The 24,059-nt window shown below is 63.5% G+C and carries 20 protein-coding genes; 12 read left to right on the forward strand and 8 right to left on the reverse strand.

The features are described from left to right. Window positions 1-25: 25 nt before the first annotated feature. Window positions 26-631 (reverse strand): dephospho-CoA kinase, encoded by a 606-nt coding sequence (gene coaE, locus MRBLMU1_RS12550; RefSeq protein ID WP_363501762.1) that lies wholly within the window; start codon window positions 629-631, stop codon window positions 26-28. A gap of 15 nt (window positions 632-646) precedes the next feature. Further along, window positions 647-1,522, reverse strand: a complete 876-nt coding sequence (locus MRBLMU1_RS12555) for a prepilin peptidase (protein WP_363502374.1) — start codon at window positions 1,520-1,522, stop codon at window positions 647-649. Between the two features lie 227 nt (window positions 1,523-1,749). On the opposite strand from MRBLMU1_RS12555, the gene MRBLMU1_RS12560 reads away from it, so the two are divergent. Together MRBLMU1_RS12560 and MRBLMU1_RS12565 are read left to right on the forward strand one after the other, a co-directional pair. Next, window positions 1,750-2,565, forward strand: a complete 816-nt coding sequence (locus MRBLMU1_RS12560) for a sensor histidine kinase (protein WP_363501764.1) — start codon at window positions 1,750-1,752, stop codon at window positions 2,563-2,565. Between the two features lie 145 nt (window positions 2,566-2,710). Continuing rightward, window positions 2,711-3,583 carry a hypothetical protein gene (locus tag MRBLMU1_RS12565; RefSeq protein WP_363501766.1) on the forward strand — a complete coding sequence of 291 codons (873 nt, stop codon included), beginning with the start codon at window positions 2,711-2,713 and terminating at the stop codon, window positions 3,581-3,583. A gap of 84 nt (window positions 3,584-3,667) precedes the next feature. On the opposite strand, the gene MRBLMU1_RS12570 is transcribed toward MRBLMU1_RS12565, so the two are convergent. Next, window positions 3,668-4,399, reverse strand: a complete 732-nt coding sequence (locus tag MRBLMU1_RS12570; RefSeq protein WP_363501768.1) for an AraC family transcriptional regulator — start codon at window positions 4,397-4,399, stop codon at window positions 3,668-3,670. 170 nt (window positions 4,400-4,569) lie between these two features. On the opposite strand from MRBLMU1_RS12570, the gene MRBLMU1_RS12575 reads away from it, so the two are divergent. Continuing rightward, complete coding sequence (locus MRBLMU1_RS12575; RefSeq protein ID WP_363501770.1) at window positions 4,570-5,526, forward strand: NmrA family NAD(P)-binding protein; 957 nt, start codon at window positions 4,570-4,572, stop codon at window positions 5,524-5,526. A gap of 11 nt (window positions 5,527-5,537) precedes the next feature. On the opposite strand, the gene MRBLMU1_RS12580 is transcribed toward MRBLMU1_RS12575, so the two are convergent. The 3 genes from MRBLMU1_RS12580 to MRBLMU1_RS12590 form a co-directional block, all read right to left on the reverse strand. Next, window positions 5,538-6,761 carry a type II secretion system F family protein gene (locus MRBLMU1_RS12580; RefSeq protein ID WP_363501772.1) on the reverse strand — a complete coding sequence of 408 codons (1,224 nt, stop codon included), beginning with the start codon at window positions 6,759-6,761 and terminating at the stop codon, window positions 5,538-5,540. Between the two features lie 18 nt (window positions 6,762-6,779). Then, complete coding sequence (gene pilB / locus MRBLMU1_RS12585; protein WP_363501774.1) at window positions 6,780-8,516, reverse strand: type IV-A pilus assembly ATPase PilB; 1,737 nt, start codon at window positions 8,514-8,516, stop codon at window positions 6,780-6,782. A 133-nt stretch (window positions 8,517-8,649) separates the two neighbouring features. Next, window positions 8,650-9,939: an HlyC/CorC family transporter gene (locus MRBLMU1_RS12590; RefSeq protein WP_363501776.1), complete on the reverse strand. Its 1,290-nt coding sequence runs from the start codon at window positions 9,937-9,939 to the stop codon at window positions 8,650-8,652. A 200-nt stretch (window positions 9,940-10,139) separates the two neighbouring features. Here MRBLMU1_RS12590 and MRBLMU1_RS12595 point away from each other — a divergent pair, with 200 nt between their 5' ends. From MRBLMU1_RS12595 to MRBLMU1_RS12605, 3 genes are all read left to right on the forward strand, one after another. Then, window positions 10,140-10,715, forward strand: a complete 576-nt coding sequence (locus MRBLMU1_RS12595; RefSeq protein ID WP_363501778.1) for a hypothetical protein — start codon at window positions 10,140-10,142, stop codon at window positions 10,713-10,715. A gap of 13 nt (window positions 10,716-10,728) precedes the next feature. Then, window positions 10,729-11,766, forward strand: coding sequence for a hypothetical protein (locus MRBLMU1_RS12600; protein ID WP_363501780.1), 1,038 nt, complete (start codon window positions 10,729-10,731; stop codon window positions 11,764-11,766). A gap of 67 nt (window positions 11,767-11,833) precedes the next feature. Then, window positions 11,834-13,051: a glutamate carboxypeptidase gene (locus tag MRBLMU1_RS12605; protein WP_414646068.1), complete on the forward strand. Its 1,218-nt coding sequence runs from the start codon at window positions 11,834-11,836 to the stop codon at window positions 13,049-13,051. A 168-nt stretch (window positions 13,052-13,219) separates the two neighbouring features. Here MRBLMU1_RS12605 and MRBLMU1_RS12610 read toward each other — a convergent pair whose 3' ends face one another. Both MRBLMU1_RS12610 and uraH read right to left on the reverse strand, forming a co-directional pair. Beyond that, on the reverse strand, window positions 13,220-14,722 hold the full coding sequence (locus MRBLMU1_RS12610) for a tetratricopeptide repeat protein (protein ID WP_363501782.1): 1,503 nt from the start codon (window positions 14,720-14,722) through the stop codon (window positions 13,220-13,222). 93 nt (window positions 14,723-14,815) lie between these two features. Continuing rightward, window positions 14,816-15,169, reverse strand: a complete 354-nt coding sequence (gene uraH, locus MRBLMU1_RS12615; protein WP_363501784.1) for a hydroxyisourate hydrolase — start codon at window positions 15,167-15,169, stop codon at window positions 14,816-14,818. 110 nt (window positions 15,170-15,279) lie between these two features. Here uraH and puuE point away from each other — a divergent pair, with 110 nt between their 5' ends. The 6 genes from puuE (at window position 15,280) to MRBLMU1_RS12645 (ending at window position 24,021) form a co-directional block, all read left to right on the forward strand. After that, on the forward strand, window positions 15,280-16,233 hold the full coding sequence (gene puuE / locus MRBLMU1_RS12620) for an allantoinase PuuE (RefSeq protein ID WP_363501786.1): 954 nt from the start codon (window positions 15,280-15,282) through the stop codon (window positions 16,231-16,233). Between the two features lie 7 nt (window positions 16,234-16,240). After that, a complete protein-coding gene (gene xdhA, locus MRBLMU1_RS12625) occupies window positions 16,241-17,710 on the forward strand; it encodes a xanthine dehydrogenase small subunit (protein WP_363501788.1) in 1,470 nt (489 codons plus the stop codon). An 11-nt stretch (window positions 17,711-17,721) separates the two neighbouring features. Continuing rightward, window positions 17,722-20,085, forward strand: coding sequence for a xanthine dehydrogenase molybdopterin binding subunit (xdhB, locus tag MRBLMU1_RS12630; protein WP_363501790.1), 2,364 nt, complete (start codon window positions 17,722-17,724; stop codon window positions 20,083-20,085). Then, on the forward strand, window positions 20,086-21,096 hold the full coding sequence (xdhC, locus tag MRBLMU1_RS12635) for a xanthine dehydrogenase accessory protein XdhC (RefSeq protein ID WP_363501792.1): 1,011 nt from the start codon (window positions 20,086-20,088) through the stop codon (window positions 21,094-21,096). A gap of 97 nt (window positions 21,097-21,193) precedes the next feature. Then, complete coding sequence (gene guaD, locus MRBLMU1_RS12640) at window positions 21,194-22,504, forward strand: guanine deaminase (RefSeq protein WP_363501794.1); 1,311 nt, start codon at window positions 21,194-21,196, stop codon at window positions 22,502-22,504. Window positions 22,505-22,545: 41 nt separating this feature from the next. Then, window positions 22,546-24,021 (forward strand): adenosine deaminase, encoded by a 1,476-nt coding sequence (locus tag MRBLMU1_RS12645; protein WP_363501796.1) that lies wholly within the window; start codon window positions 22,546-22,548, stop codon window positions 24,019-24,021. The last annotated feature ends 38 nt before the right edge of the window (window positions 24,022-24,059 follow it).

Genomic DNA, 24,059 nt, shown 5'->3' on the forward strand with positions numbered 1-24,059 from the left:
ATTGTTACCGTTCTTTTTGAAAATGCTAGCGAATTTTCATGTACAGGGCGTGTAAACGGTCGATTTGGGGCCTCAAGGCGGCGATTCCGTCGTTATTCTCGATAATATCGTCGGCGGCGGCCAGCCGCTGCGCGCGGCTCGCCTGGGCCGCCATGATGGCCCGCACCTGCGATTCCGGCAGATTGTTACGCGCCATCACGCGGGCAATTTGCACTTCCTCGCGGCAGTCGATGACCAGCACGCGCGCCACCCTGGATCGCCAAGTGCCGGACTCGACCAGCAGCGGCACCGCGTAGATGACATAGCTGCCGGTCGCGGCCGCGCCGGCGGCCAGCGCGCCATCGCGGATGCGCGGATGGAGGATGGCTTCCAGGCGCGCCTTGGCGCCGGTGTCGGCGAACACCAGTTGGCGCATGCGCGCGCGGTCGAGCGCGCCGGCGGCGTCGGCGAACTCCGGGCCGAATTCGGCGATGATGGCCGGCATGGCCGGGCCGCCGGGTGCGGTCAGGCTGTGGGCGATGAGGTCGGTGTCGACGATGCTGGCGCCGCGCTCGGCGAACATATTGGCCACCGTGGTCTTGCCGCTGCCGATGCCGCCGGTCAGGCCGATGGAGAAGGGGGCGGTGCTCATGCCGTGGCTTTGCTTTTAATAGTAAGGATAGACGACGCGGGTGAAGGCGGTCAGCGGCTCCCGGTACAGGAAGGTGATCAGGCCGGCGGCGGCCAGATACGGCCCGAACGGGATCTGGTAGTCGAAGCCGCGCCGGTTCGCCACCATCAGCGCGATGCCCACCACCGCCCCGACAAGCGAGGCCATCAGCACGATGGCGGGCAGGGTCGCCCAGCCCATCCACGCGCCCAGCGCGGCCAGCAGCTTGAAGTCGCCATAGCCCATGCCCTCGCGGCCACGCACCAGTTTATACACCCAATAAATGGTCCACAGCGCCAGATAGCCGGCCGCCGCGCCGACCACCGCATCGTGCAGCGAGACGTAGGTGCCGTTGAGGTTGATCAGCAGGCCGGCCCAGATCAGCGGATAGGTCAGGTCGTCGGGCAGCAGCTGGGTGTCGGCGTCGATGAAGGTCAGCGCGACCAGGAAATACAGGAAGAACAGGCCGCCCAGGCCCTGCCACCCGGTGCCGAGTTTCCACACCACCAGCGCCGACAGCACGCCGGTCAGCAACTCGATGGCCGGGTAGCGCGGCGAAATCGGCGCCTTGCAGTTGCTGCATTTGCCGCGCAGGACCAGATAGCTGACGACCGGGATGTTCTCCATCGCGGTGATCTGGTGGTGGCAATGGGGGCAGGCCGAGCGCGGCACCATCAGGTTGTAGCGCTCGGTGTGAACCTCCTGCTTGCCGGCCTCGACGGCGCAATAGTTGTCCGATTCGCGCTGCATCATCTTCGGCAGGCGGTGGATGACGACATTGAGGAAGCTGCCGATCAGCAGGCCGAACAGGCCGGCGATGAGGCTGATGGCCAGGTCGGCGGCGGGAGCGAACAGCAGCGGCGATTGCGGCATCGAGTCGAGCATACGGGTTCATCGGCCCTGAACGGGCGGGTAGGTGGTCACAGGCCCATATTAAAGCATCAAGGCAACATTGCGGGGCGTTTTTCAGGGGACGCGGCGCGGGACGGTCCGCGCGGCGCCTCCCTCGTTGGGGATATGGGAAGGATATTGAAATGATGGCAATGTGCGGGAACCGAATATCGGAATACCGATAAACCCCACGTCGCATGGAGCCGTTTTTGCTGTTGTTCATACAGACACCATTATTTGTGATGTTGGGCGTCATCCTGGAATGCTTGCTGTTGGGCGTGTTATTCCGGATATGCCTGCGCAACATCGCGCGCCGCTACGAATCCCGGCTCAGGCAGCTGGAGGAGCGCGAGCGCGTCGCCTTCGATCTGCACGACATGCTGCTGCAAAGCATGCAGGGCGTGCTGCTGCGGGTGCAGAGCGTCGGCCAGCGGCTGGCCGACGGTAGCGCCGAGCGCGACACCATTGAAACCATCCTCGACCAGGCCGACGAGGTGCTGGCCGACGGCCGCCACCAGGTACTGGCGCTGCGCACGCCGCTGGTGTACGGGGACAATGTCAGCCAGGCGTTCGCGCAGGTTGGGCACTCGCTGCGGGACAATTTCAAGACGCCGTTCAGGATGATCGTCACCGGCCGGGCGCTGCCGCTGGAGGGCGAGTTCGGCGAGGAGATTTACCGGATCGGGCGCGAGGCCTTATTCAATGCGTTTCAGCATGCGCAGGCTGGTCATATCGAGCTCGAGCTGGTGTACGGCTGCGAGTTCTTTTCGCTATTCGTTCGGGATGATGGCAAGGGCATCGATGCGGCGCTGGCGCCGGAAGCCGGCTATCGCGGCCTGAGCGGCATGCGCGAACGGGCCGAGCGGATGGGCGGCGGTGTGGAGGTGCTAAGTTTGCCCGAGCGCGGCACCGAGGTGATTCTGAAGGTGCCGGGCAAGGTGTGCTATCCGCCGCATGGCGAGCGGGGAGGGCACTGGCGGCAAAGGCTCGCGGCTTGGCTGGGCCGCACCGAATCGCGAGGATGATCCGCGCGAGGCTTCTGCTCGCGCATGTTTGACACCTGGGGTAAATGTGGATACGGTTGTGCATACCTCTGACACGAGCTGTCAGACGAGCTGGGGTTCGAAGGGGCCGCTACCGGCAAAGACCTGACATTCGCGTGCGAAAAATATGACCTCTTTTTATCAGTCGGATGTATCAATAGCTCCAAGGGCATGGTCCAAACACGCGTTTCATTTTCAGGTCGCGTTTGTGGTTTTCTCCGGCCTTACCGTCCTGACTGGCGCCATGGCGATTGCCGCCACGGGCGGCGCGGCGAGCTTATGGCTGCGCAATCCGGTGATGTGGTGCGTAACAGTCGCGCTGTGTGCGGGAGTCCGCAGGCTTCGTATGCCGCCAGCGTGGGTGGCGACAGTGATGATCGCCGCGCTTGCACTGAGCATATTGGTCGGGCCCAATCAGGCGGGCGTGCATCGCTGGCTCGCTGTCGGGCCTGTGCAACTGAATGTTGCTGCGCTCATCATGCCCTCTGCAATCCTGCTAATGGATCGCGGAATTCGCAGGAACGGGCAGCCTGGATACGCGCTTGCCGCGCTAGGGGCGGCGGCCATGCTGGCGTGGCAACCGGATATGTCACAGTTGACAGCCCTGATCGCTGCGGCCGTGATGTGGACCGTTGCCCAGCGCAGGTTGAGGTCGCTGATTGTGATCGTACCAATAGCATTGCTTGCCTTACTGATCTGCGCTGGCAGGCCAGATCCACTCGATTCAGTGCCTCATGTCGAAGGCATTTTTCATCTGGCGGCAGAAGTTTCACCCATGCTGCCCTTCTTCGGCGGAACCTGTTTATTGCTAACTTCCCTCAGCCCGTTGGCTTTTGCGAATGACGTGGACAAGCGTCCGGCGGCTGCGGGATTGGCAGCATATTTTTTGGTGTCCGGCTTCGCCTGGTTGTACGGCGCTTTCCCGGTGCCACTGGCAGGCTATGGCATCAGCTTCATTCTCGGCTGGCTTATCGGTGCCACGGCGCTAGTCATGAAGTAGGCGGTCGTGCCGACAGACCGCTTCCGGCGATTGGCAGAAAGTTGCTTCGTATTGCCCGCACCCGTAGTTCGGATGGAAAACGTCTCACGCGCGTTCGATGCCCAAAAGCCTATCGGCGAAATAGCGCGATGGCGTGCTCCCAAGTGCCTTCCTGAACATGATGATGAAGGCCGTCGTGGATTCGTACCCCAAGTCGCCGGCCACTTGCTGGACTGTTGCACCGCCGGCAAGTTCCCGCAGGGCGATGACTAGATATAGCTGGCGCCGCCAACGGCCGAAGCTCAATCCTGTCTGTTGAACCATCAGCCTTTTCAACGACCGCTCACTGACGGCAACATGCTTGGCCCATTGGCCGAGGGTACGGCGGTCGCTTGGGTCTGCCAAAAGAGCGGCAGCAATCAAGGCGATCTTTGGATGGTCGGATATGTGCAGCTCCAGCCCCTCGCGGGGCATCAATGCGAGCTCATCGAGCATGACCCGAACGAGGCGATCGGCATGCGCATCGCGCGCATCACTACCTGATAGTTCCGCTATCCGGAGCATCATCTCCCGCAGCATCGGCGATACTGACAGCGTGCAGCATTCGGTCGGAAGCGCGGCGGCGCCGGGCTCGACAAACAGGAAGGTCAGCTGAGCATTGGGCGTGACCTCATTGCTGTGAGGAACGCCACCGGGAATCCACACGCCGCAGTCGGGTGGAGCGATCCAGACCCTATTTTTCGCTCTGCAGGTGACTGCGCCGTGTAGTGCAAAGATCAGTTGCCCCTGCCGATGCTGGTGCTCCAGCCCCTCCGCTTCATAGTCGGCGAAGTCCATCCTGACTGCCATCGCTGTTCCATGCGAGAGGCTTAGATCGATAGCGGTACTGCAAGGAGGCAGCAGACTCGGAGCTTGGCCTAATTTAGAGATCATTTGGCATTATCTCCACTTTTAATCGCGACCGCAACCTTCTAGGATGTGGGTTCAGCAACCCTAGGAGAGTAATCATGCGTATAGCCGTGGTTGGCGCGACCGGCAGGATCGGTGCCAAACTTACCGAAAATCTCTTGGCCAAAGGGCATTCAGTCAAAGCTCTTTCAAGAGGAGGGCCCGCCCTCGATGCACTAGTCGCGAAAGGAGCGGAACCGTTCCTTGGCAGCTTCGATACAGGTGCTGGTGAGCTTAACAAGTTCTTCGAAGACGCTGACGCTGCGTTCCTGATGGTCAAAACCATTTGGGGGTCGGAGGACTTTCACGGGCACTACCCGAAGGTAGCGCTTCGGTTTTTCGACGCACTTCGAGATTCCCCGGTGAAATTTGCGGTGAGCCTGACCGGCATGGGATCCGAGGTCAGCGGGAACACCGGCCATTTCCAGTCCTTCTATATCCTGGATCAGATACTCGACAGACTACGCGACATCAATCTGGTGCACCTGCAGGGTGGCTGGTTCATGGAGAACCTGTTTGCGTGGGTCGACTCGATCGCGCAGCACGATGGAATCGGCTGGTCGCTTGGCCCGAACGTCAAAACTCCTTGGATTGCCATTCAGGACATCGCGGATCTCGCGGCGAAGGAGTTCGACACGCCGAGTGACCGGCACCGGTCCATCAAGGAACTGGGCGTCGATCACACGATGACCGAGATCGCCGCGATTATCGGCCGGGCGCTCGGTAGAGACGTGGATTACCGCTTCATCGACAGGAGCGATCGCGAGGTCGAAACGGTATTCCGTGAAAAGTTCGGATCGCTCGGACAGTGGGTCTATGATGGCGACACGTTGGCTGCGCTTAACGATGGACGTGTTACCTTTCGCGATGGTCGTCCCGCGCCGCGAACGACGATGGAGGAATTCGTCAAAAACACCCTCGGACCGCTGATCGAGAAGGCGCGGACCGATGGCGTTAAACCACAGACTTTCCAAACGTGGAGCGCACGCTGGCGCCGTGCGCCAACCCAAGCCTGAGCTGATACTCCTTAAACCACCGACCCCAGCTTGAATATCGGCAGATACATCGCCACCACCAGCCCGCCGATCAGCACGCCCAGGATCACCATGATCGCCGGCTCCATCAAGCTCGACAACGATGCCACGGCCTCGTCCACTTCCTCTTCGTAGAAGTCGGCCACCTTGCCCAGCATGGCGTCGAGCGAGCCCGATTCCTCGCCGATGGCGACCATCTGCGTGACCATGTTGGGAAACACCTCGGCGTTCTGCATCGCCACCGTCAGGCTGGTGCCGGTGCTGACCTCGTTCTGGATCCTGCGCGTGGCGTCCAGGTACACCGCGTTGCCCGCCGCGCCGCCGACCGAGTCGAGCGATTCGACCAGCGGCACGCCGGCGGCGAACATCGTCGCCAAGGTGCGGGTCCAGCGGGCGATCGTGGCTTTACGGATGACCTCGCCAAACACCGGCAGCTTGAGCAGCAGCTTGTCCATGAAGCGCTGCATTTGCAGCGAACGCTGCCATGCCCGGAAGAACAGATACAGCCCCATGCCGACGGTGAAGAAAATCACGTGCCACCATGATACGAAGAACTCCGACAGCGCCATCACGAACAGGGTCGGCGCCGGCAGGTTGGCGCCGAAGCTGGCGAACACCTCCTTGAACGCAGGCACCACCCAGATCATGATCACCGCCGTGACGACGAACGCCACCGCGAGGATGGACACCGGGTACATCAGCGCCGACTTGATCTTGGCCTTCATGGCCAGCGTCTTTTCCTTGTAGATCGCCAGCCGCGTCAGCAGGTCCTCCAGGATGCCGGCCTGTTCGCCGGCGCCCACCAAGTTGCAGAACAGCGGGTCGAAGTATAGCGGGAACTTGCGGAATGCCTGGTTCAGGCTGGTGCCGGTCTCGATGTCGGCGCGCAGGTCCATCACCAGCTTGGACACGGATGGATTCGAGTGGCCCTTGCCGACGATGTCGAACGATTGCAGCAGCGGCACGCCAGCCTTCATCATCGTCGCCAGCTGGCGCGTGAACAGCGAGATGTCCTTGTCGGTGATGCGCTTGCCGCTGCGGTAGGCCTTCTTCTTGACCTTGGTGACCATGATGCCCTGACGGCGCAGGGTGACGTTGACCACGGCCTCGCCGCCGGCGCGCATCTCGCCGCGCACCGTCTTGCCGGTCTTGTCCTTGCCCTCCCAGGCGAAGATCAGTTCCTTGACCTGGTTGCCCGCGTTGCCCGAAGTCGCCATGATCGTTGTCCTTCCCGCTTATTCGTTGGTACAGCCGAGCACTTCTTCCAGGCTGGTCAGGCCGTTCTTGACCTTTACCAGCCCCGACTGCCGCAGCGACTTCACGCCTTCCTCTTCGGACTTGGCGGCGATTTCCATCGAGTTGCCGTGCGCGAGGATGATACTTTCGATGGCCGGCGTGATCGGCATGATCTGGTAGATGCCGACCCGGCCCTTGTAGCCGCCGCCGTTGCAACGCTCGCAGCCGACCGGGCCGTAGGGCTTCCAGCTGCCGTCGAGCTCATGCTGCTTGAAGCCGGCCTTGAGCAGCAGGTCGTGCGAGATTTCGACCGGCTGCTTGCAGATGCACAGGCGCCGCGCCAGCCGCTGCGCCGTGATCAAAATCACCGACGAGGCGATGTTGAACGGCGCCACGCCCATGTTCATCAGCCGCGTCAGGGTCGACGGCGCGTCGTTGGTGTGCAGCGTCGAGAACACCATGTGGCCGGTCTGCGCCGCCTTGATGGCGATGTCGGCCGTCTCCAGGTCGCGGATCTCGCCGACCATGATGATGTCCGGGTCCTGGCGCAGGAAGGACTTCAGCGCCACCGGGAAGGTCAAGCCGGCCTTGTCGTTGACGTTGACCTGGTTCACGCCCGGCAGGTTGATCTCGGCCGGGTCCTCGGCGGTGGAGATGTTGATGCCGGGCTTGTTGATGACGTTCAGGCACGTGTACAGCGACACCGTCTTGCCCGAGCCGGTCGGGCCGGTCACCAGCACCATGCCGTAGGGACGCTGGATGGCGTCGAGCAGCAGTTCCTTCTGGTCCGGGTCGTAGCCGAGCGCGTCGATGCCCATCTGCGCCTGCGTGGCGTCGAGGATACGCATGACGGTCTTCTCGCCGAACAGGGTCGGCAGGGTCGAGATGCGCAGGTCGATGGTCTTGGTGGGCGAGACGATCAGGCGCATGCGCCCGTCCTGCGGCACGCGCTTTTCCGAGATGTCGAGCTTGGCGAGCACCTTGATGCGCGAGACCAGCTTGTCCTTGATCGAGATCGGCGGCTGGGCGTGCTCCATCAGCACGCCGTCGACGCGGAAACGCACCCGGTAGAATTTCTCGAACGGTTCGAAGTGCAAGTCCGACGCGCCCATGTTGACCGCGTCCATCAGCATCTTGTTGAGGAAGCGCACCACCGGCGCGTCCTCGACGTCGTTGGGCGCAGACTCGGCCGCCGCCACCGCCGCCGCCGCGCTTTCCTCCTCGGCGAACTGGATGTCGGACTCGTCGCCGGCCAGGTCGGCGATGCTTTGCTCGCTGGTCTTGTTGAGCCGGGCGAGCAGCTGCAGCAGCGCGTCGTGCGGCACGATGACGGGCTCGACCGTGGACTCGGTCTGGAACTTGATCTGGTCGAGCGCCTGCAGATTGGTCGGATCGGAAATGGCCACCGACATCTTGTTGCCGCGCTTGGCCAGGGCGATGACGCGCTGGGCCTGCATCAGCTTGTTGTCGATGGCCTTGGCGGGCAGCGCGTCGATGTTGAGCGCGGCCACGTCCATCAGCGGATAGGCGAACGTTTCGGCGCAAAAGGAGGCGAGGGCGCGGGCGTCGATCACGCCGCTCGACAGCAGCACGTCGATGAAGGCCAGCTTGTCCTGCACGGATTTTTTTTGCAGCGCCTCGGCCTGGATCGCGGAGAGCCTTCCGGCTTGCAGCAATGCGCGCGCCAACCCCGGCATCTGGGCGCCTGGCGCGGCGTTGGGTAGGACTGCTGCCATAGAAGCATCTATCTTGATAGGGGACGGGCGATCAAAGAATCATGCTCTTGAGCATTAAATTTGTAAAGCCGTTTGTCGCTGCCAAGAAACGATTGTACGCCCGGGTGTTGCGTTCGCCACGTGGGCTTAGCAATCAGACACCGCGTTTGGTGCCGGGACGTATCAATTTGACGACTTTGATGGATTGATCATGCGCCTGGATCACCTCGATGATGCAGTTGCCGATTTTGATACTGATGGGCGCCTCTGGAATTTCTTGCAACAATTCCAGCAGCATGCCGTTCAGCGTTTTGGGGCCGTCGAGCGGGAAGTTCAGGCCCAGGCGCTTGTTGACGTCGCGCAGCGCCGTGGCGCCCTCCAGCAGGCACTCGCCCTGCTCGTTCCAGGCGAAGCTGTCGGCGCGGGCGTCGCCCGGCATCGAGGTGGTGAATTCGCCGATCATTTCCTCGATGATGTCGTCCAGCGTGACGAGGCCCTGCACCTCGCCGTACTCGTCGACGATGATGCCCAGGCGCTCCTTGCGTTCCTGGAAGTACTGCAGTTGCGTGAAGACGCCGGTGTCCTGCGGGATGAAGTAGGGCGTGGTCAGCAGCGCGCGGAAGTGCTCGACCGTCAGCTCCTCCTCCTGGTTCAGCAGCGCCACCGCCTTGCGCACGTGCAGGATGCCGACGATGCGGTTGATCTCGCCCTCGTAGACGGGCAGCTTGTTGTGGTAGCAGGTGGTCAGCTCGCGCTTGATCTCCTCGACCGACTGTTCCAGGTCCAGCGCCTCGATCTGCGAGCGCGGCGTCATGATGTCCTCGACGACGATGGTTTCCAGGTCGAACAGGTTGAGCAGGATGCTCTTGTGCTTTTGCGGGATGAAGTTGCCGCCCTCGAGCACGATCGAGCGCAGCTCCTCGGGCGACACGCGCGCGTCCTGCAGGTGGGCGCCGGCCTTGGTGCGGAACAGTCGCAGCACCTGGGTGACGAACAGGTTGACGAACCAGATCACCGGCTTGAACAGCGCCATCAGTGGCCGCAGCACGACGCTGGTGGGCAGCGCGATGCGCTCCGGATAGGTGGCGCCGATCATCTTCGGCGAGATCTCGGCGAACACGATCAGCAGGAACGCCACCACGCCGGTCGAGATGATGATGACGTTGTCGTCGTGGCCGAAGTATTCGATGGCGATCGACGTCACCAGCGCGGTGGCCATGGCGTTGACCAGCGTGTTGGCGATGAGGATCAGCGACAGCAGCTTATCGGTGCGGTCGAGCAGCCACAGCGTGGTGATCGCGGCGCGGCTGCCGCGCTTGGCCTCGTGGCGCAGGCGATAGCGGTTGGCCGCCATCAGGGCGGTTTCGGCCATGGCGAAAAAGGCCGAGCACAAGATCAGGAGGGCGAGTGCAAGAAGTTGCACCCATAAGGGCACGGTATGCAATTGTCACCGTAAAGAGTCTGGAAAACTGGTCGCCGTGCAGCTGCAGGCCCAGAGCGTTATCAGCTTGGAATTTTAAGGCATGGATGAGTCAGGTGCAAGTTGGACTAGTTTCATGCCGTAACAATGCCGTCACAAAAGATTTGTAAGCTGCGCGTGGTTGTTTCGCCATGCCTCACAGTACAAACCTTATTCGGGAACCCATGATGAAATCCATAAAGATAGCCTTGTTATTTGTTTTGATGGCCGCCTACAGCGGCCTGGCCGGCGCACAAACACTCAATACCCAGTTCTGGGGTTGGATCGGTAAGGACCAGCATGGTTACTACCTGGACGGCTCGGATTGGCACTATTGCTTCAGCAATAAGGGCGGTGGCTGCGGTACCGTGGCGTTGACGACCGGTCATTCCCAGTGCAGAACAACCGGTTTTAACATCGGCGCCAAATGGGCCATCCCGACCAAGATCGGTGGCATGGAGATCAACGCCTCGGCCAACCATTCCTGGACGGCCTGCAATATTCGAAGCGAGACCGTCACCTGCAGCCCCAATGTGGGCTACAAGGGCCGCGCGGTCATCAACTTCAGCGAGCGCCGGGGGAAAATGCGCGTGCTGGGCGGAGAAAACTACCTCACGCTGAGGTCGAGCTGCCCGGCCGGCTGGCGTTCCGACTGGATGGGCGGTCCGAGCTGGCGTTGCACCTACGTGGGCGGCGCCTACACCACCGAGGGCTATTTGCCCGAGTGGCGTGGCAGCAGCTGCCAGTACGACAAAATCTAAGGGCGCCGCCGCAATGCCTTTCAATATACATTTTTCATCGCCCCGCGTGGCTGCGGCGGCAGTCATCGGCGGCTGTCTCTTGATCGCGGCGGGGGCTTACTTCGTTTCCCGCAGCGATCATCGGGCCGACCCGGCTGAAGCGCCGCATGTCGACGGGTTTAGCGCTTTGTTGGCGCATGCACCGACGGCCTCCGATGCGTCCTCGACTATGTCCGCCGTGGCGGGCGCCGTCCAGGGGGCGCCCGGCTCAGACTCCGCCGATGCCGGAGCCGTCAAGCCATACACTGCGGATGAGGCGTCCGCCAGTCTGCGGGGTTTCCTCGACAAGATCCAGAAGCGGGAAAACCTGTCGTCGCAAGAGGTCGAGGAACTCCAGGCCCGGCTGCTGGCTTCGATCGAAAGCGATCCCGGCGTCGGCAAGGCCGTGGAACAGTTTTATCACAACATGCCGGCCGAACAGGCCATGGAGCGCGACATGATCAGGTCGCTGCTGGTCGCGTCGCCGGCTGGCCGCAGCATCGTGTTGCAAGAGGCGAACGCCATCTGGGACAGCAAGAGCGAGAGCAAGTTCGGGGAGATGTACGAGACGTACTTTAACTTGCCGGGCCGGGCGCCGCAGGAGGTGATAGTCCGTGCATTGGCCGATTTGAAGGTGGGGACAAAATCCGATGATCGAACCGCCGTCGCGCGGCTCAATTTCATCGGCACGCTCGCGGAGCAGAAGAGTGGCGATACCGCCAATCTTCGCAGCGACGCCGTCCAGCTCTTGAACCAGGTGGCGGAAAGCCCGGGCAGCGACATCGTGCGGGCGCTGGCGGTGCAGAAGCTTTACCGCTTGAGTTCGCCAGGGGAGGCGTCCAACATCGCCATTACGCAACTGTCGAAGGGCGTCTCCGGCGATTTGGTGCGGGAGACATTGAGCTCGGTGACCAGCGGCGACGTCGAGCTCACGCCCAACCTGCGCGCGGCATTGACCACTGCCGTCAAACGCCCGGGCGCCTCGGCCGAGGAGAAGCAGCAATTCAGCCAGGTGCTGGGTCCGCGTGGCTGAGGTGCGTGATCGTTGACGAGGCGTTACTATGGAGCCTACCTCCATACAACGATAAGGGTCGTCGATCATGCGTAAGAACTTTGTTTTGCTTGGCTTGATGTTGGGGTTGGGCGGCGCGGCGGCACAAGCCGCGCCACTCAACAAGGCGTTGCTGGCGCAGGCCGAAAAGGCACAGCCTGAGGCGCTGGCGCTGCTCGAGCGGCTGGTCAACATCGACTCGGGCACCTACAACGAAGCGGGGCTGGACAAGGTCGGCGCGATCGCGCGGGAGGAGTTGAAGAAGCTCGGCGCGCGCATCGAAGTGCTGCCGGCGTCGCCGGCCAAGTCGAGCAACATCGTCGCCACCTGGACCGGCAAGGGCAAGGGCCGCATCCTGCTGGTGGCGCATATGGATACCGTGTTCGGCGACGGCACCGCCGCCGCGCGGCCGTTCCGCGTCGATGGCAAGCGCGCCTACGGCCCCGGCATCATGGACGACAAGGGTGGCATCGTCATGGCGCTGTATGCGATGAAGCTGCTGCGCGAGGCCAGGTTCGACGAATACGCCAAGGTCACCCTGATCCTCAACACCAACGAGGAAACCGGTTCGGCCGGCACGCTTGCGCTGATCGACAAGCAGGCGCGTGAACACGATGTGGCCTTCAACCTGGAGCCGGGCCGTCCGGCCGATGGCCTGGTGATCTGGCGCAAGGGCAGCGGCGGCATCGAGCTGGACGTCAAGGGCAAGGCGGCGCACGCCGGCGTGGCGCCGGACGCGGGGCGCAACGCCGCCATGGAGGTGGCGCACCAGGTGCTGCAATTGAGCAAACTGGGCGACGCCGGCAAGCAGACCACGGTCAACTTCACGGTGATCAAGGCGGGTGAGCGCAGCAACGTCATACCGGACGCCGCGCACGCCGAGGCCGACGTGCGGGTGGCGGTGGCGGAGGAGTTCGACCGGGTGGAGAAGGACATGGCGCGCATCTCCGCCAACAAGCTGATCCCCGACACGCAGGTGAGCGCGAAGCTGCGCCGTGGCTTCCCGCCGATGCCGCAAAACGCGGCGACCGACGGCATGGCGGCGCGCGCGCAGGCCATCTACGGCGAGTTGGGCAAGAAGCTGACCTTGGAAGGCAGCGGCGGCGCGGCCGATTCGAGCTTGATCGCGGCGGCCGGCGTGCCGACCATCGACGGCTTGGGCATCGTCGGCGGCGGCATCCACACGCCGGAGGAATATATCGAAGTCGACAGCATCGCGCCGCGCCTGTACCTGTTGACGCGGCTGATCATGGACTACAGCAAGTGAACGGGACGTCGGCATGTCGTCGTGAAGACGTCGATGCGCCTTCGATTCTCGTAGGGCGGATTAGAGAAGCGTAATCGGCCATGCTTGCGCTGCTTGCGGCTCATGCATGGCCGATTACGGCGTTCCGCCTAATCCGCCCTACGTGATTTAGAAGATTTTGCGCTGACCTTAGGCGCGCAGCATCACGGCGTGACCGGCGATGGTCGCGCCGTTCTCCTGGCGGGCTGCAAGCGGCTCGGCAGCCAGCAGCTCGAAACCCGTCTCCCTCGCCAGGCGTTCGAGATAGGCCAGCGTGTGGGCGTAGCGGTTGGTGGGACGCAAGGTGAAGTCGGCATCGTCGCCGGCTTCGACGGAGAAGCAGAAGCGCCCGCCAGGTCTTAGCGCGCGGTGCACGCGCTCGAACACCGGTTTCAGGTCGCCGATGTAGACGAAAACATCGGCGGCGACCGCGAGGTTCCATTGGTCGGCGTAGCCGTCCAGATAGCTCAGCAGATCGGCGCAGGCCAGCGTATCGTAGCCGCCGCGTTGGGCCGCCTTGTCAAGCATCTGTTGCGACAGGTCGACGCCGTCGAGGCGGCGCGAATAGGCCTTGAGATACGGGGCGCACAGGCCGGTGCCGCAGCCGATGTCCAGCGTGTCCAGATCGGCCTCCGGGGCCACGCGGCGGAGCATCGCGTCCAGATAGGCCGGGGTCTGGTAGTCAAGCACCTGCACCAGATGCTCGTCGAAGTGGTTGGCGTATTGGTCGAACAGCGAGCGCACGTATTCGGCCGGCAGCACCGCCGGCGTCTCGCCCACGCCGAGCGACGCCAAGGCGAAGGCGATGGTTTCCGGATTGTCGCCATGGGCCAGCGCGGCGCGGTAGGCGGCGATCGCCTCGTCGTTGCGCGCCAGCGAGCGGAGGGCGTTGCCGCGATGGTAGTGCGCCAGCGCGTGGTCCGGCTTCAGTTTGATCGCGCGGTCGTAGCTGTCCAGCGCCGCCTCGAATTCGCCCAGCTTGAACAGGCTCGAGCCCTGCGCGCTGTAAGCCTCCGCCCATTGCGGACGCAGATGGATGGCGCGGTCGAAGCTTTCCACCGCGTCCGGCAGCTGGCGCAGGCAGTGCAGCGCGTTTCCGCGCGCGAACCAGGCATCGGCGTGGCGGTCCTTGATGTTTAACGCGTCTTCCGCCGCGCCCAGCGCCTCCAGATAGCGGGCCTGGTCCTGCAGCACGATGGCGCGGTTGCAGTGCGCCTCGGCGTAATTCGGTTGGATCTCGATCGCGCGTTGGTAGCTGAGCAGCGCGTCGTCGAGCCGGCCAAGCTTGCGCAGCGCGTTGCCCCGATTACTCCAGGCCATGGCGTAGTCGGGCAGCAGGGCGATGGCGCGTTCGTGGCTGGCCAGCGCTTCGTCGGCGCGTCCGGCGTCGAGCAGCGCGGCGCCCAGGTTGGCGTGGGCCTTGGCCTGCTGGCCGTCGATTTCGATGGCTTGCGAGATCAGCGCGATGGCCGTAGTCGCGTCGCCCTGCTGGCGGGCGATCACGCCCAGCAGATGCAGCGCGTCGAACTGGCGGGGATTGAGCTCGAGGACCTGGCGGTACAGCGCCTGCGCCGGTTGGAGGCGGCCTTGCTGGTGGAGTTCGACGGCTTGTTGCAGGAAGGACGCTTCGAGGGCGGAATGGGATTCGGTCATGGTGTGCGCATCTTAGGGGAGTTCCCGCCGGCGAACAAGCTGCGGGCGATTACACAACCTGTGGTCCGTCGCGGATACACGTACCATTTATCCTCAACTCCCGCGATACGTCGAATACGCCCAAGGCGACACCACCAGCGGCACATGATAATTCTGCTCCGCGCCGGCCACGCCGAAGGCGATCGTCACCTCGTCGATGAAACGCGGCTCCGGGAGTTCCACCCCCTGCGCGGCGAAATAATCCCCGGCGCTGAAAACCAGCTCATATTTCCCCGCTTTCATCGTCTCGCCCTCCAGCAGCGGCGCCGAACAGCGGCCGTCGGCATTGGTGACATCGGTCTTGATCAAGGTGCGACCCTGCGCGCCGACGGCGTACAGCGCCACCTTGACGCCGGCCCCCGGCTTGCCCTGCGTGATGTCGAGAACGTGCGTGCTCAGCTTGCCCATGGTCTGTCCTATATGTGTACGTCATAAGTATCTATCGTACAAATCATATACCGACGGCGGCCTACGCATATATGATTACAGATATATTCCCCATCGACTTGCCAGCGCCCATGACCACTTACGACAACTATCCGCGCGACATGATCGGCTACGGGCCGAAACCGCCCCACGCCCAATGGCCCAACCAGGCCCGGGTGGCCCTCCAGTTCGTGCTCAACTACGAGGAGGGCGGCGAGAACAACGTGCTGCACGGTGATGCCGGATCGGAAACATTCCTGTCCGAGATCATCGGCGCCGCCTCGTTCAGCAACCGCCACATGAGCATGGAATCGCTGTACGAGTACGGCTCGCGGGCCGGTTTGTGGCGTTTGCTGCGCATGTTCGAGGAGCGCAAGCTGCCGCTGACGGTGTTCGGCGTGTCGATGGCGCTCAAGCGGCATCCGGAGGCGGTGGCGGCGTTCCAGTCGCTGGGCCACGAAATCGCTTGCCACGGGCTGCGCTGGATCACCTATCAAAACATGGACGAGGCCACCGAGCGCGCCCACATGAAGGAGGCGGTCGATATCATCCGTGAACTGACCGGCGCCGCGCCGCAAGGCTGGTACACGGGCCGCGATTCGCCCAACACGCGCCGGCTGGTGATGGAGCACGGCGGCTTCCGTTACGACTCCGACCACTACGGCGACGACTTGCCGTTCTGGCAAAAGGTCGATTACACCGACGCCGCAGGCAAGGCCGCGACGGCGCCGCAGCTGATCGTGCCGTACACGCTCGACACCAACGACATGCGCTTCGCCGCCGCGCAGGGCTTCAACTCCGGCACGCAGTTCTTCGACTATCTGAAGGACGCCTTCGACGTGCTGTACGCGGAAGGCGATCCGAATGGCTTGAACCAGCCGAAGATGCTGTCGATCGGCCTGCACTGCCGCATCGCCGGCCGCCCGGCGCGGGCGGCGTCGCTGGCGCGCTTCCTCGACTACGTGCAGGGGCACGACAAGGTCTGGATCACGCGCCGCATCGATATCGCCGACCACTGGCGCGCCACACACCCATTCGTAGATTGAGACCACGATGTCCGAACCGATTCGTTTTTACTTCCGTGGCGCTGTCCAGGAGATCACCAACGCCGCGCCGACGCGCACCGTGCTTCAGCACCTGCGTGAGGACTTGCATTGCACCGGCAGCAAGGAAGGCTGCGCCGAGGGCGATTGTGGCGCCTGCACGGTCGTCATCGGCAGCTTGAACGCCGGCGGCCAATTGGAGATGAAGTCCGTGAATTCCTGCATCCAGTTCGCGCCCACCCTTGACGGCAAGGCGCTGTTCACCGTCGAAGATTTGCAGCAGGCCGACGGCACCCTGCATCCGGTGCAGCAGGCGATGGTCGAATGTCACGGTTCGCAATGCGGCTTCTGTACGCCCGGTTTCGTCATGTCCCTGTGGGGCATGTACCTGGATAAAAACGGCCAGCCGGCGCAGCGCAAGGAAATCGACGACTGCCTGTCCGGTAACCTGTGCCGCTGCACCGGCTACCGTCCCATCATCGACGCCGCGCACCGCATGACGCAGCTGCCGAAAGTCGGTTTCGACCGCGAAGCCCTGGCGCAGCAATTGCGCGGCTTGCGCCGCGACGAGGGCGCCAGCTACACCGCGCATGGCCAGACCTTCCACGCGCCGCGCACTCTGGACGAACTGGTGGCGCTGCGCGCCGCGCATCCGAAGGCGACGCTGCTGGCCGGTTCCACCGACATCGGCCTGTGGGTCACCAAGCAGATGCGCGAGCTGGGCGACATCATCTATCTCGGTCACGTCGCGGCGCTACAAACCATGGGCGAAAAGGACGGCATGCTGGAAATAGGCGCCGGCGTATCGCTCGACGACGCGTATCGGGCCTTGGCCGAACTCTATCCGTCCCAATTGAGCGAGATGCGCCAGCGCTTTGCCTCGCTGCCGATTCGTAACGCTGGAACGCTGGGAGGCAATGTCGCCAACGGCTCGCCGATCGGAGATTCGATGCCGTGGATGATCGCGCTCGGCAGCGAAGTCGTTCTGCAAAGCGCGTCCGGCCAGCGGGTGTTGCCGCTGGAGGCGTTCTACCTCGACTATCAGAAAAAGGATATGCGGCCGGACGAATTCGTCGTCGCCGTGCGCGTGCCGTTGCCGCGCGCCGGCATCGAATTCCGCACCTATAAATTGGCCAAGCGCTTCGACCAGGATATCTCCGCCGTTTGTGCCGCGTTCGCGTTCAAGCTCGATGGCGAGGTGGTCGTCGACGCCCGCATCGCTTTCGGCGGCATGGCCGCAACGCCGCGCCGCGCGCCGCGCGCCGAAGCTTCTCTGATGGGACTGCGCTGGAACGAGGCCAATCTGCGTGTGGCGATGGACATGCTGGCGCAAGACTTCGCGCCGCTGTCGGACATGCGCGCCTCCAGTTCCTACCGAATGCAGACGGCGCAAAACCTGTTGCGCCGCTTCTGGTTCGAAACGCGCGCCGACGCGCCGCTCGCGGCCGATGCCGTCAACGCCTTCGCATGCCGCGCCTGAAAGGAGTCATCATGAACCATCCAGCCGCTCCTGAACTTGCGCCAATCGCGTTGGACGCCGCCAAGGCCGCCGCCGCCGAGGCGTGGAAGGCCGTCGGCGTCGCCCGCCCGCATGAATCGGCCGAGCTGCACGTGCTTGGACAGGCCACCTATACCGATGACATCCCCGAGCTGCAAGGCACTTTGCACGCCGCGCTGGGCCTGTCGTCGAAGGCGCACGCGCGCATCACCGCGATCGACCTCGTGCCGGTGCGTGCCTCGGCCGGCGTGGTGGCGGTGTACACCGCTGGCGATATCGTCGGCACCAACGACTGCGGCCCGATCATCCACGATGACCCGATCTTCTGCGTGGAAGAGGTGATGTATGTCGGCCAGCCGATCTTCGTCGTTGTCGCCGACACGCACGACAACGCCCGCCGCGCCGCGCGCCGCGCCGTTGTCGAATACGATGAGCTGCCGGCCATCTTCACGCCGCAGGAGGCCAAGGCCGCGCAATCGTACGTGCTGCCGCCGATGCGGCTCCAGCGCGGAGAGTTCCAGACCGCGTTCGACGCGGCGCCGCGCGTCGTCAAGGGGCAGCTGTTCGTCGGCGGCCAGGAACAGTTTTATCTTGAGGGCCAGATCGCCTACGCGATCCCGAAGGAGGACAACGGCATGCTGGTGCAGTGCTCCACCCAGCACCCGAGCGAGATGCAGCACGTCGTCGCCCATGCGATCGGCGTGCATTCGCACAAGGTGCAGGTCGAGTGCCGCCGTATGGGCGGAGGCTTCGGCGGCAAGGAATCGCAATCGGCGCTGTGGGCCGCCGCCGCCGGCATCGCCGCCGCCAAGCTGCGCCGGCCGGTTAAACTGCGCGCCGACCGCGACGACGACATGCTCGTCACCGGCAAGCGGCATTGCTTCTTCTACGAATATGAAGTGGGCTACGACGACGACGGCAAGATCCTCGCCGCCAAGGTCGACATGACGCTGCGCGCCGGCTATTCGGCCGACTTGTCCGGCCCCGTGGCCACGCGCGCCGTCTGCCACTTCGACAACACCTATTATCTGTCGGACGTCGACATCCGCGCCGCCTGCGGCAAGACCAACACCCAATCGAATACCGCCTTCCGGGGCTTTGGCGGTCCGCAGGGCGCCATTGCCATCGAATACGTGATCGACGAAATCGCCCGCAACCTGGGCCGCGACGCGCTCGATATCCGCCGCCTGAATTTCTATGGCAAGACGGAGCGCAACGTCACGCCTTACGGCCAGGAGATCGTCGACAACGTCATCGAGGCGCTGACGACGGAGCTGGAGAAAACCAGCGAATACCGCGCCCGCCGCAAGGCCATCGACGCCTTCAACGCGGGCAGCCCGATCTTAAAGAAAGGATTGGCGCTCACGCCGCTGAAGTTCGGTATCGCCTTCAATGTGACCCACTTGAACCAGGCCGGCGCGCTGGTGCACGTGTACGTGGACGGCTCGGTGCTGGTCAATCATGGCGGCACGGAGATGGGGCAGGGCATCAACACCAAGGTGATGCAGGTGGTGGCGCATGAACTTGGCCTGGACATGGAACATGTGCGCGCGACGGCGACCGACACCAGCAAGGTGTCGAACACGTCGGCGACGGCGGCATCGACCGGCGCGGATTTGAACGGCAAGGCGGCGCAGGATGCCGCGCGCCAGATCCGCGAGCGCCTGTCCGCCTACGCGGTCAAACTGTATGGCGACGATGACGGCCAGCCGGTGCGCTTCTTCGACAACGCCGTCCACGTCAACGGCCATGCCGTGCCGTTCCCGGAACTGGTGCAGAAGGCGTATCTGGCACGGGTGCAGTTGTGGTCCGACGGGTTCTACGCCACGCCCGGCCTGCACTGGGACCCGAAGACCATGAACGGCCATCCGTTCTCGTACTACGCCTACGGTGCCGCCGTGTCCGAGGTGGTGGTCGACACGCTGACCGGCGAATGGAAGCTGCTGCGCGCGGACGCGCTGTACGACGCCGGCCGTTCGCTCAATCCAGCCATCGATATCGGCCAGGTGGAGGGCGCTTTCATCCAGGGCATGGGCTGGCTGACCACCGAGCAGTTGTGGTGGAACCCGGCGGGCAAGCTGATGACGCACGCGCCATCCACGTACAAGATTCCCGGCGTGTCCGACTGCCCGGAGGACTTCCGCGTCAAGCTGTACGACAACGGCAATGTGGAGGACAGCATCCACCGCTCCAAGGCGGTGGGCGAGCCGCCGTTGCTGCTGCCGTTCTCGGTGTTCTTTGCGATCCGCGATGCGATTTCCAGCGTCGGCGGACATCGCGTCAACCCGCCGCTGAACGCGCCCGCGACCAGCGAAGAGATACTGCGCGCGGTGTCCGCGGTGGAAATGGCGGCTTAAGTGGACGAGTGGCTGACAGCCCGGATCACGGAACCGGCGGTGCTGGTGACGGTGGCCATCGTCGAAGGCTCCGGCCCGCGCGAGCCGGGTGCCAAGATGCTGGTCACCGCGCAAGGCCAGGTCGACACCATCGGCGGCGGGCATCTGGAGATGTGCGCGGTCGAGGTGGCGCGCGGGATGCTGGCCGGCGCTGGCGCGGCGCGGCTGGAGCGTTACGCGCTCGGCCCGACGCTGGGTCAATGCTGCGGCGGCGTGGTCCATCTTGCGTTCGAGTTGATCGATGTTTCGCTGCGTTCGGTGCTGGAAAGCTTGCGAACGCGCCGCCGCGAAGACAGCTGGCGCCTGGGCGCCATCGACGGCCCTCCTTGCGCGCTGCTGCTGGATGCCGATGGCAGGGTGGTCGCGGGGGAGGGCGAAGGCGCGCCATTGGTTGACCGCAAGCGCGGCACGCATGTGGTGAAAGACGCTACCGGTCGCCGCTGGCTTGCCGATCCGTGCCTCGCTCTGCGCGCGCACCTGCTGCTGTTCGGCGCCGGCCATGTCGGCGCGGCCATCGTCCGCATGCTGGGCGAGTTGCCGTGCACGGTGACCTGGGTCGACGAGCGTGAGGAGATGTTCCCGTCGACGATACCCGCCAACGTCACGGTGGAAGCGACCGACGTGCCGGAGGCGCTTGTCGCCGGCGCGCCGGCCGGCGCCAGTTACTTGGTGATGACCCACAGCCACGCGCTCGACCAGCGCTTGAGCGAAGCGATTTTGGCCCGCGCGGACGTCGGCTGGTTTGGTTTGATAGGCTCCAGGACCAAGCGCGTGCAGTTCGAACGCAGGATGGCCGCGCGCGGCCTGCCGAAGGACCGCATAGACGCCATGGTCTGTCCGATCGGCCTGGCCGGCATCACAAACAAGCTGCCCGCCGCCATCGCCGCCTCGGTTTGCGCCCAACTGTTAATGGTCTGGGAAGCGCAGCAGAGTCTAACGTTAAACCACGTAGGGCGGATTAGCGCAGCGTAATCGGCCACGCATGTGCCGCCGTCGGCTCATCGATGGCCGATTACGGCGTTCCGCCTAATCCGCCCGACGTAGAACCACCAAATTTTTGAGAGAACTTATGTCCCCCCCAAACCTGCAAGCCTACCGAGGCAGCTTGCTCCACTTCCTCGCCGATCCGGCCTTCAGCGACCAGTCGCACGACTGGCATGAAGACGGCCTGCTGATCGTCGCCGACGGCAAAGTCCAGGCGGCGGGCGACTACGCCACGCTTCACGCCACACTCCCGCCGGAAACCGTAGTGCACGACTACAGCGGCAAGCTGCTGATGCCCGGCTTTATCGACACACACGTCCACTACCCGCAAACCGACATGATCGCCTCGCCGGCCGAAGGCCTGCTGCCATGGCTGGAGACCTACACCTTCCCGGTCGAGAGCAAATTCGGCGACCCGTCGCACGCGGCCGGCGTGGCAGACTTCTTCCTCGACGAGCTGCTACGCTGCGGCACCACCACCGCCATGGTCTATTGCAGCGTGCATCCGCAATCGGTCGACGCCTTCTTCACCGCCAGCGAACAGCGCGGCCTGCGCATGGTCGCCGGCAAGGTGATGATGGACCGGAACTGTCCCGATTACCTGCGCGACACCGCCGAATCGAGCGCCCGCGACACCGAGGCGCTGATCAAGCGCTGGCACAACCATGGCCGCTCGCTGTACGCGATCACGCCGCGCTTCGCGCCCACGTCCACCGAGGAGCAATTGCACCTGGCCGGCGAACTGGCGCGCGCCTATCCGGACACCTTCATCCAGACCCACGTATCGGAGAACGAGGCCGAATGCGCGTGGGTGCGCGAATTGTTCCCCAAGTCGCGCAGCTACATCGACGTCTACGACAGCTACGGCATGATGCGTCCACGCGCGATGTACGGCCACTGCATCTGGCTCGATGAGCGCGACCGCGAGCGCATGGCCGAAACCCGGTCCGCCGCCGCCATCTGCCCGACCTCCAACCTGTTCCTGGGCAGCGGTCTGTTCGACTTCGAGCGGGCCGACACGGCAGGCGTTCTGCTGTCTCTGGCGACGGATGTCGGCGGCGGCACCTCGTTCTCGATGTTGCAAACCATGAATGAAGCCTATAAAGTAGCGCGCTTGGGCGGCAGTTATCTGCCGGCTTTGCGGATGTTTTACCTGGCCACGCTGGGCGCGGCGCGCAGCATGCAGCTTGAAGGCACGATCGGCAATTTCAGCGCCGGCGCGGAGGCGGACTTCATCGTCGTCGATCCGCAGGCCACGCCGCTGCTGCAGCGGCGCACCGACCGCGTCGAAAGCCTGGAGGAATTGCTGTTCGCGCTGGCGTTGCTGGGCGACGACCGCGCCATCGCGGCGACATATTCCGCCGGCCGCAAGGTGCACGCCCGCGCCTCGATTTAATCGTCGGGATAGGAACGGACTTAATTCACATTGGAAGCCACATGCAAAAAAATATCGCCAGCCTGAAGGCCGTCGCCCTCGCCGCCGCCGTGTTCTGCGCCTTGCCGCAAGGCGCCCACGCCGCCAGCAACGAGGACATCGTCAAGAGCCATTTCGCCTCGCTGGTCTCGGGCAAGGAGCCGAAACTGGCCGAGCTGACGATGTTCTTCACGATGATGCCCAAGGGCGGCGATCTGCACCACCACTATTCCGGCGCGATCTACGCCGAGCAGTATCTGGAGTGGGTGGACAAGCAGGGCTACTGCGTCAACAAGAACAGCTTCATGATCGATGTCAGCAAGGAGACCGTCGCCAGCGAGCGCGCCAAACCGCTGGCCGAGCGCGCGTGCCTGTCCGGCCAGGACGTCTTGCAGAACAACACGGTGCTGGCCAACCTGCTGCAGAAATGGTCGGACAAGGACTTCCACAACCATGGCGCGGTGCAGTCGCCGCCGGACCGCCAGTTCTTCGACACCTTCGCCTACTTCAATCCGGTGGCGTCGACCAATGCCGCCGAAGGCCTGAAGACACTGAAGCAGCGCGCCATCCAGGAAAACCTGAGCTACATCGAGACCATCTACGAGATCGCACCGATCGCGCAGGACAAGGCCTTCGACGACAAAGCCATCGCCGGCGGCGTGACCGACGCCGACCTGGCCGCCTACAGCGCCAAACTCGAGGACGACAAGGCCTTCCAGGGCTGGATCGCCGCCTACCTGGAAAACGTCAAGACTTCCGGCGCCGGCATCGACGACGCCGATTTCACGATGCGCTACCAGCCGTTCGCGCTGCGCTTCCTGTCGCCGTCGCAGGTGTTTTCGCAGATGGTGTCGAGCTTTAAGCTGGCTTCCTCCAGCCCGATGATCGTCGGCGTGAACATCGTCGGCCAGGAGAGCGTCCATGTGGCGATGCGCGACTACGCGATGCACATGCAGATGTTTAAATTCCTGAAGACGAAATATCCGAAGGTGAAACTGGCGCTGCACGCCGGCGAGCTGTCGCTGGGCATGGTGCCGCCGGAGGGTCTGACCTTCCACATCCGCGACGCCATCGATGTCGCCGGCGCCAGCCGCATCGGCCACGGCATGGACATCGCCCACGAGACCAACCCGCTGGGCATTATGAAAAAAATGCGTGATCGGCAGATCCCGGTCGAGGTCAATCTCAGTAGTAATGACTTTATTTTGGGCGTGAAGGGCGCGGCGCACCCGGTCACGTTGTATCGCAAATATGGCGTGCCGTTCGTGCTGTCGACCGACGATGCCGGCGTGTCGCGTAATAATTTGTCGGGCGAATTCGTGCTGTACGCGGCCCGTTATCAGCCGACTTATGCCGAAGTCAAAAAACTGTCCTACGACAGCATCCGTTATTCCTTCCTGGCCGAAGCCCACAAGCAGCGGCTGTTGAAGGGATTAGACGGCAAGTTCAGCAAATTTGAAGCTGAAATTGCTGCGTCGCAAAGCAAGCCAGCGCGCTAACCCGCCGGGCATCGGCGGCGAAAAGCTGGCTCAACAGC

The sequence above is a fragment of the Burkholderia sp. LMU1-1-1.1 genome, assembly GCF_040675865.1.
Taxonomy (GTDB): Bacteria; Pseudomonadota; Gammaproteobacteria; order Burkholderiales; family Burkholderiaceae_D; genus Rugamonas.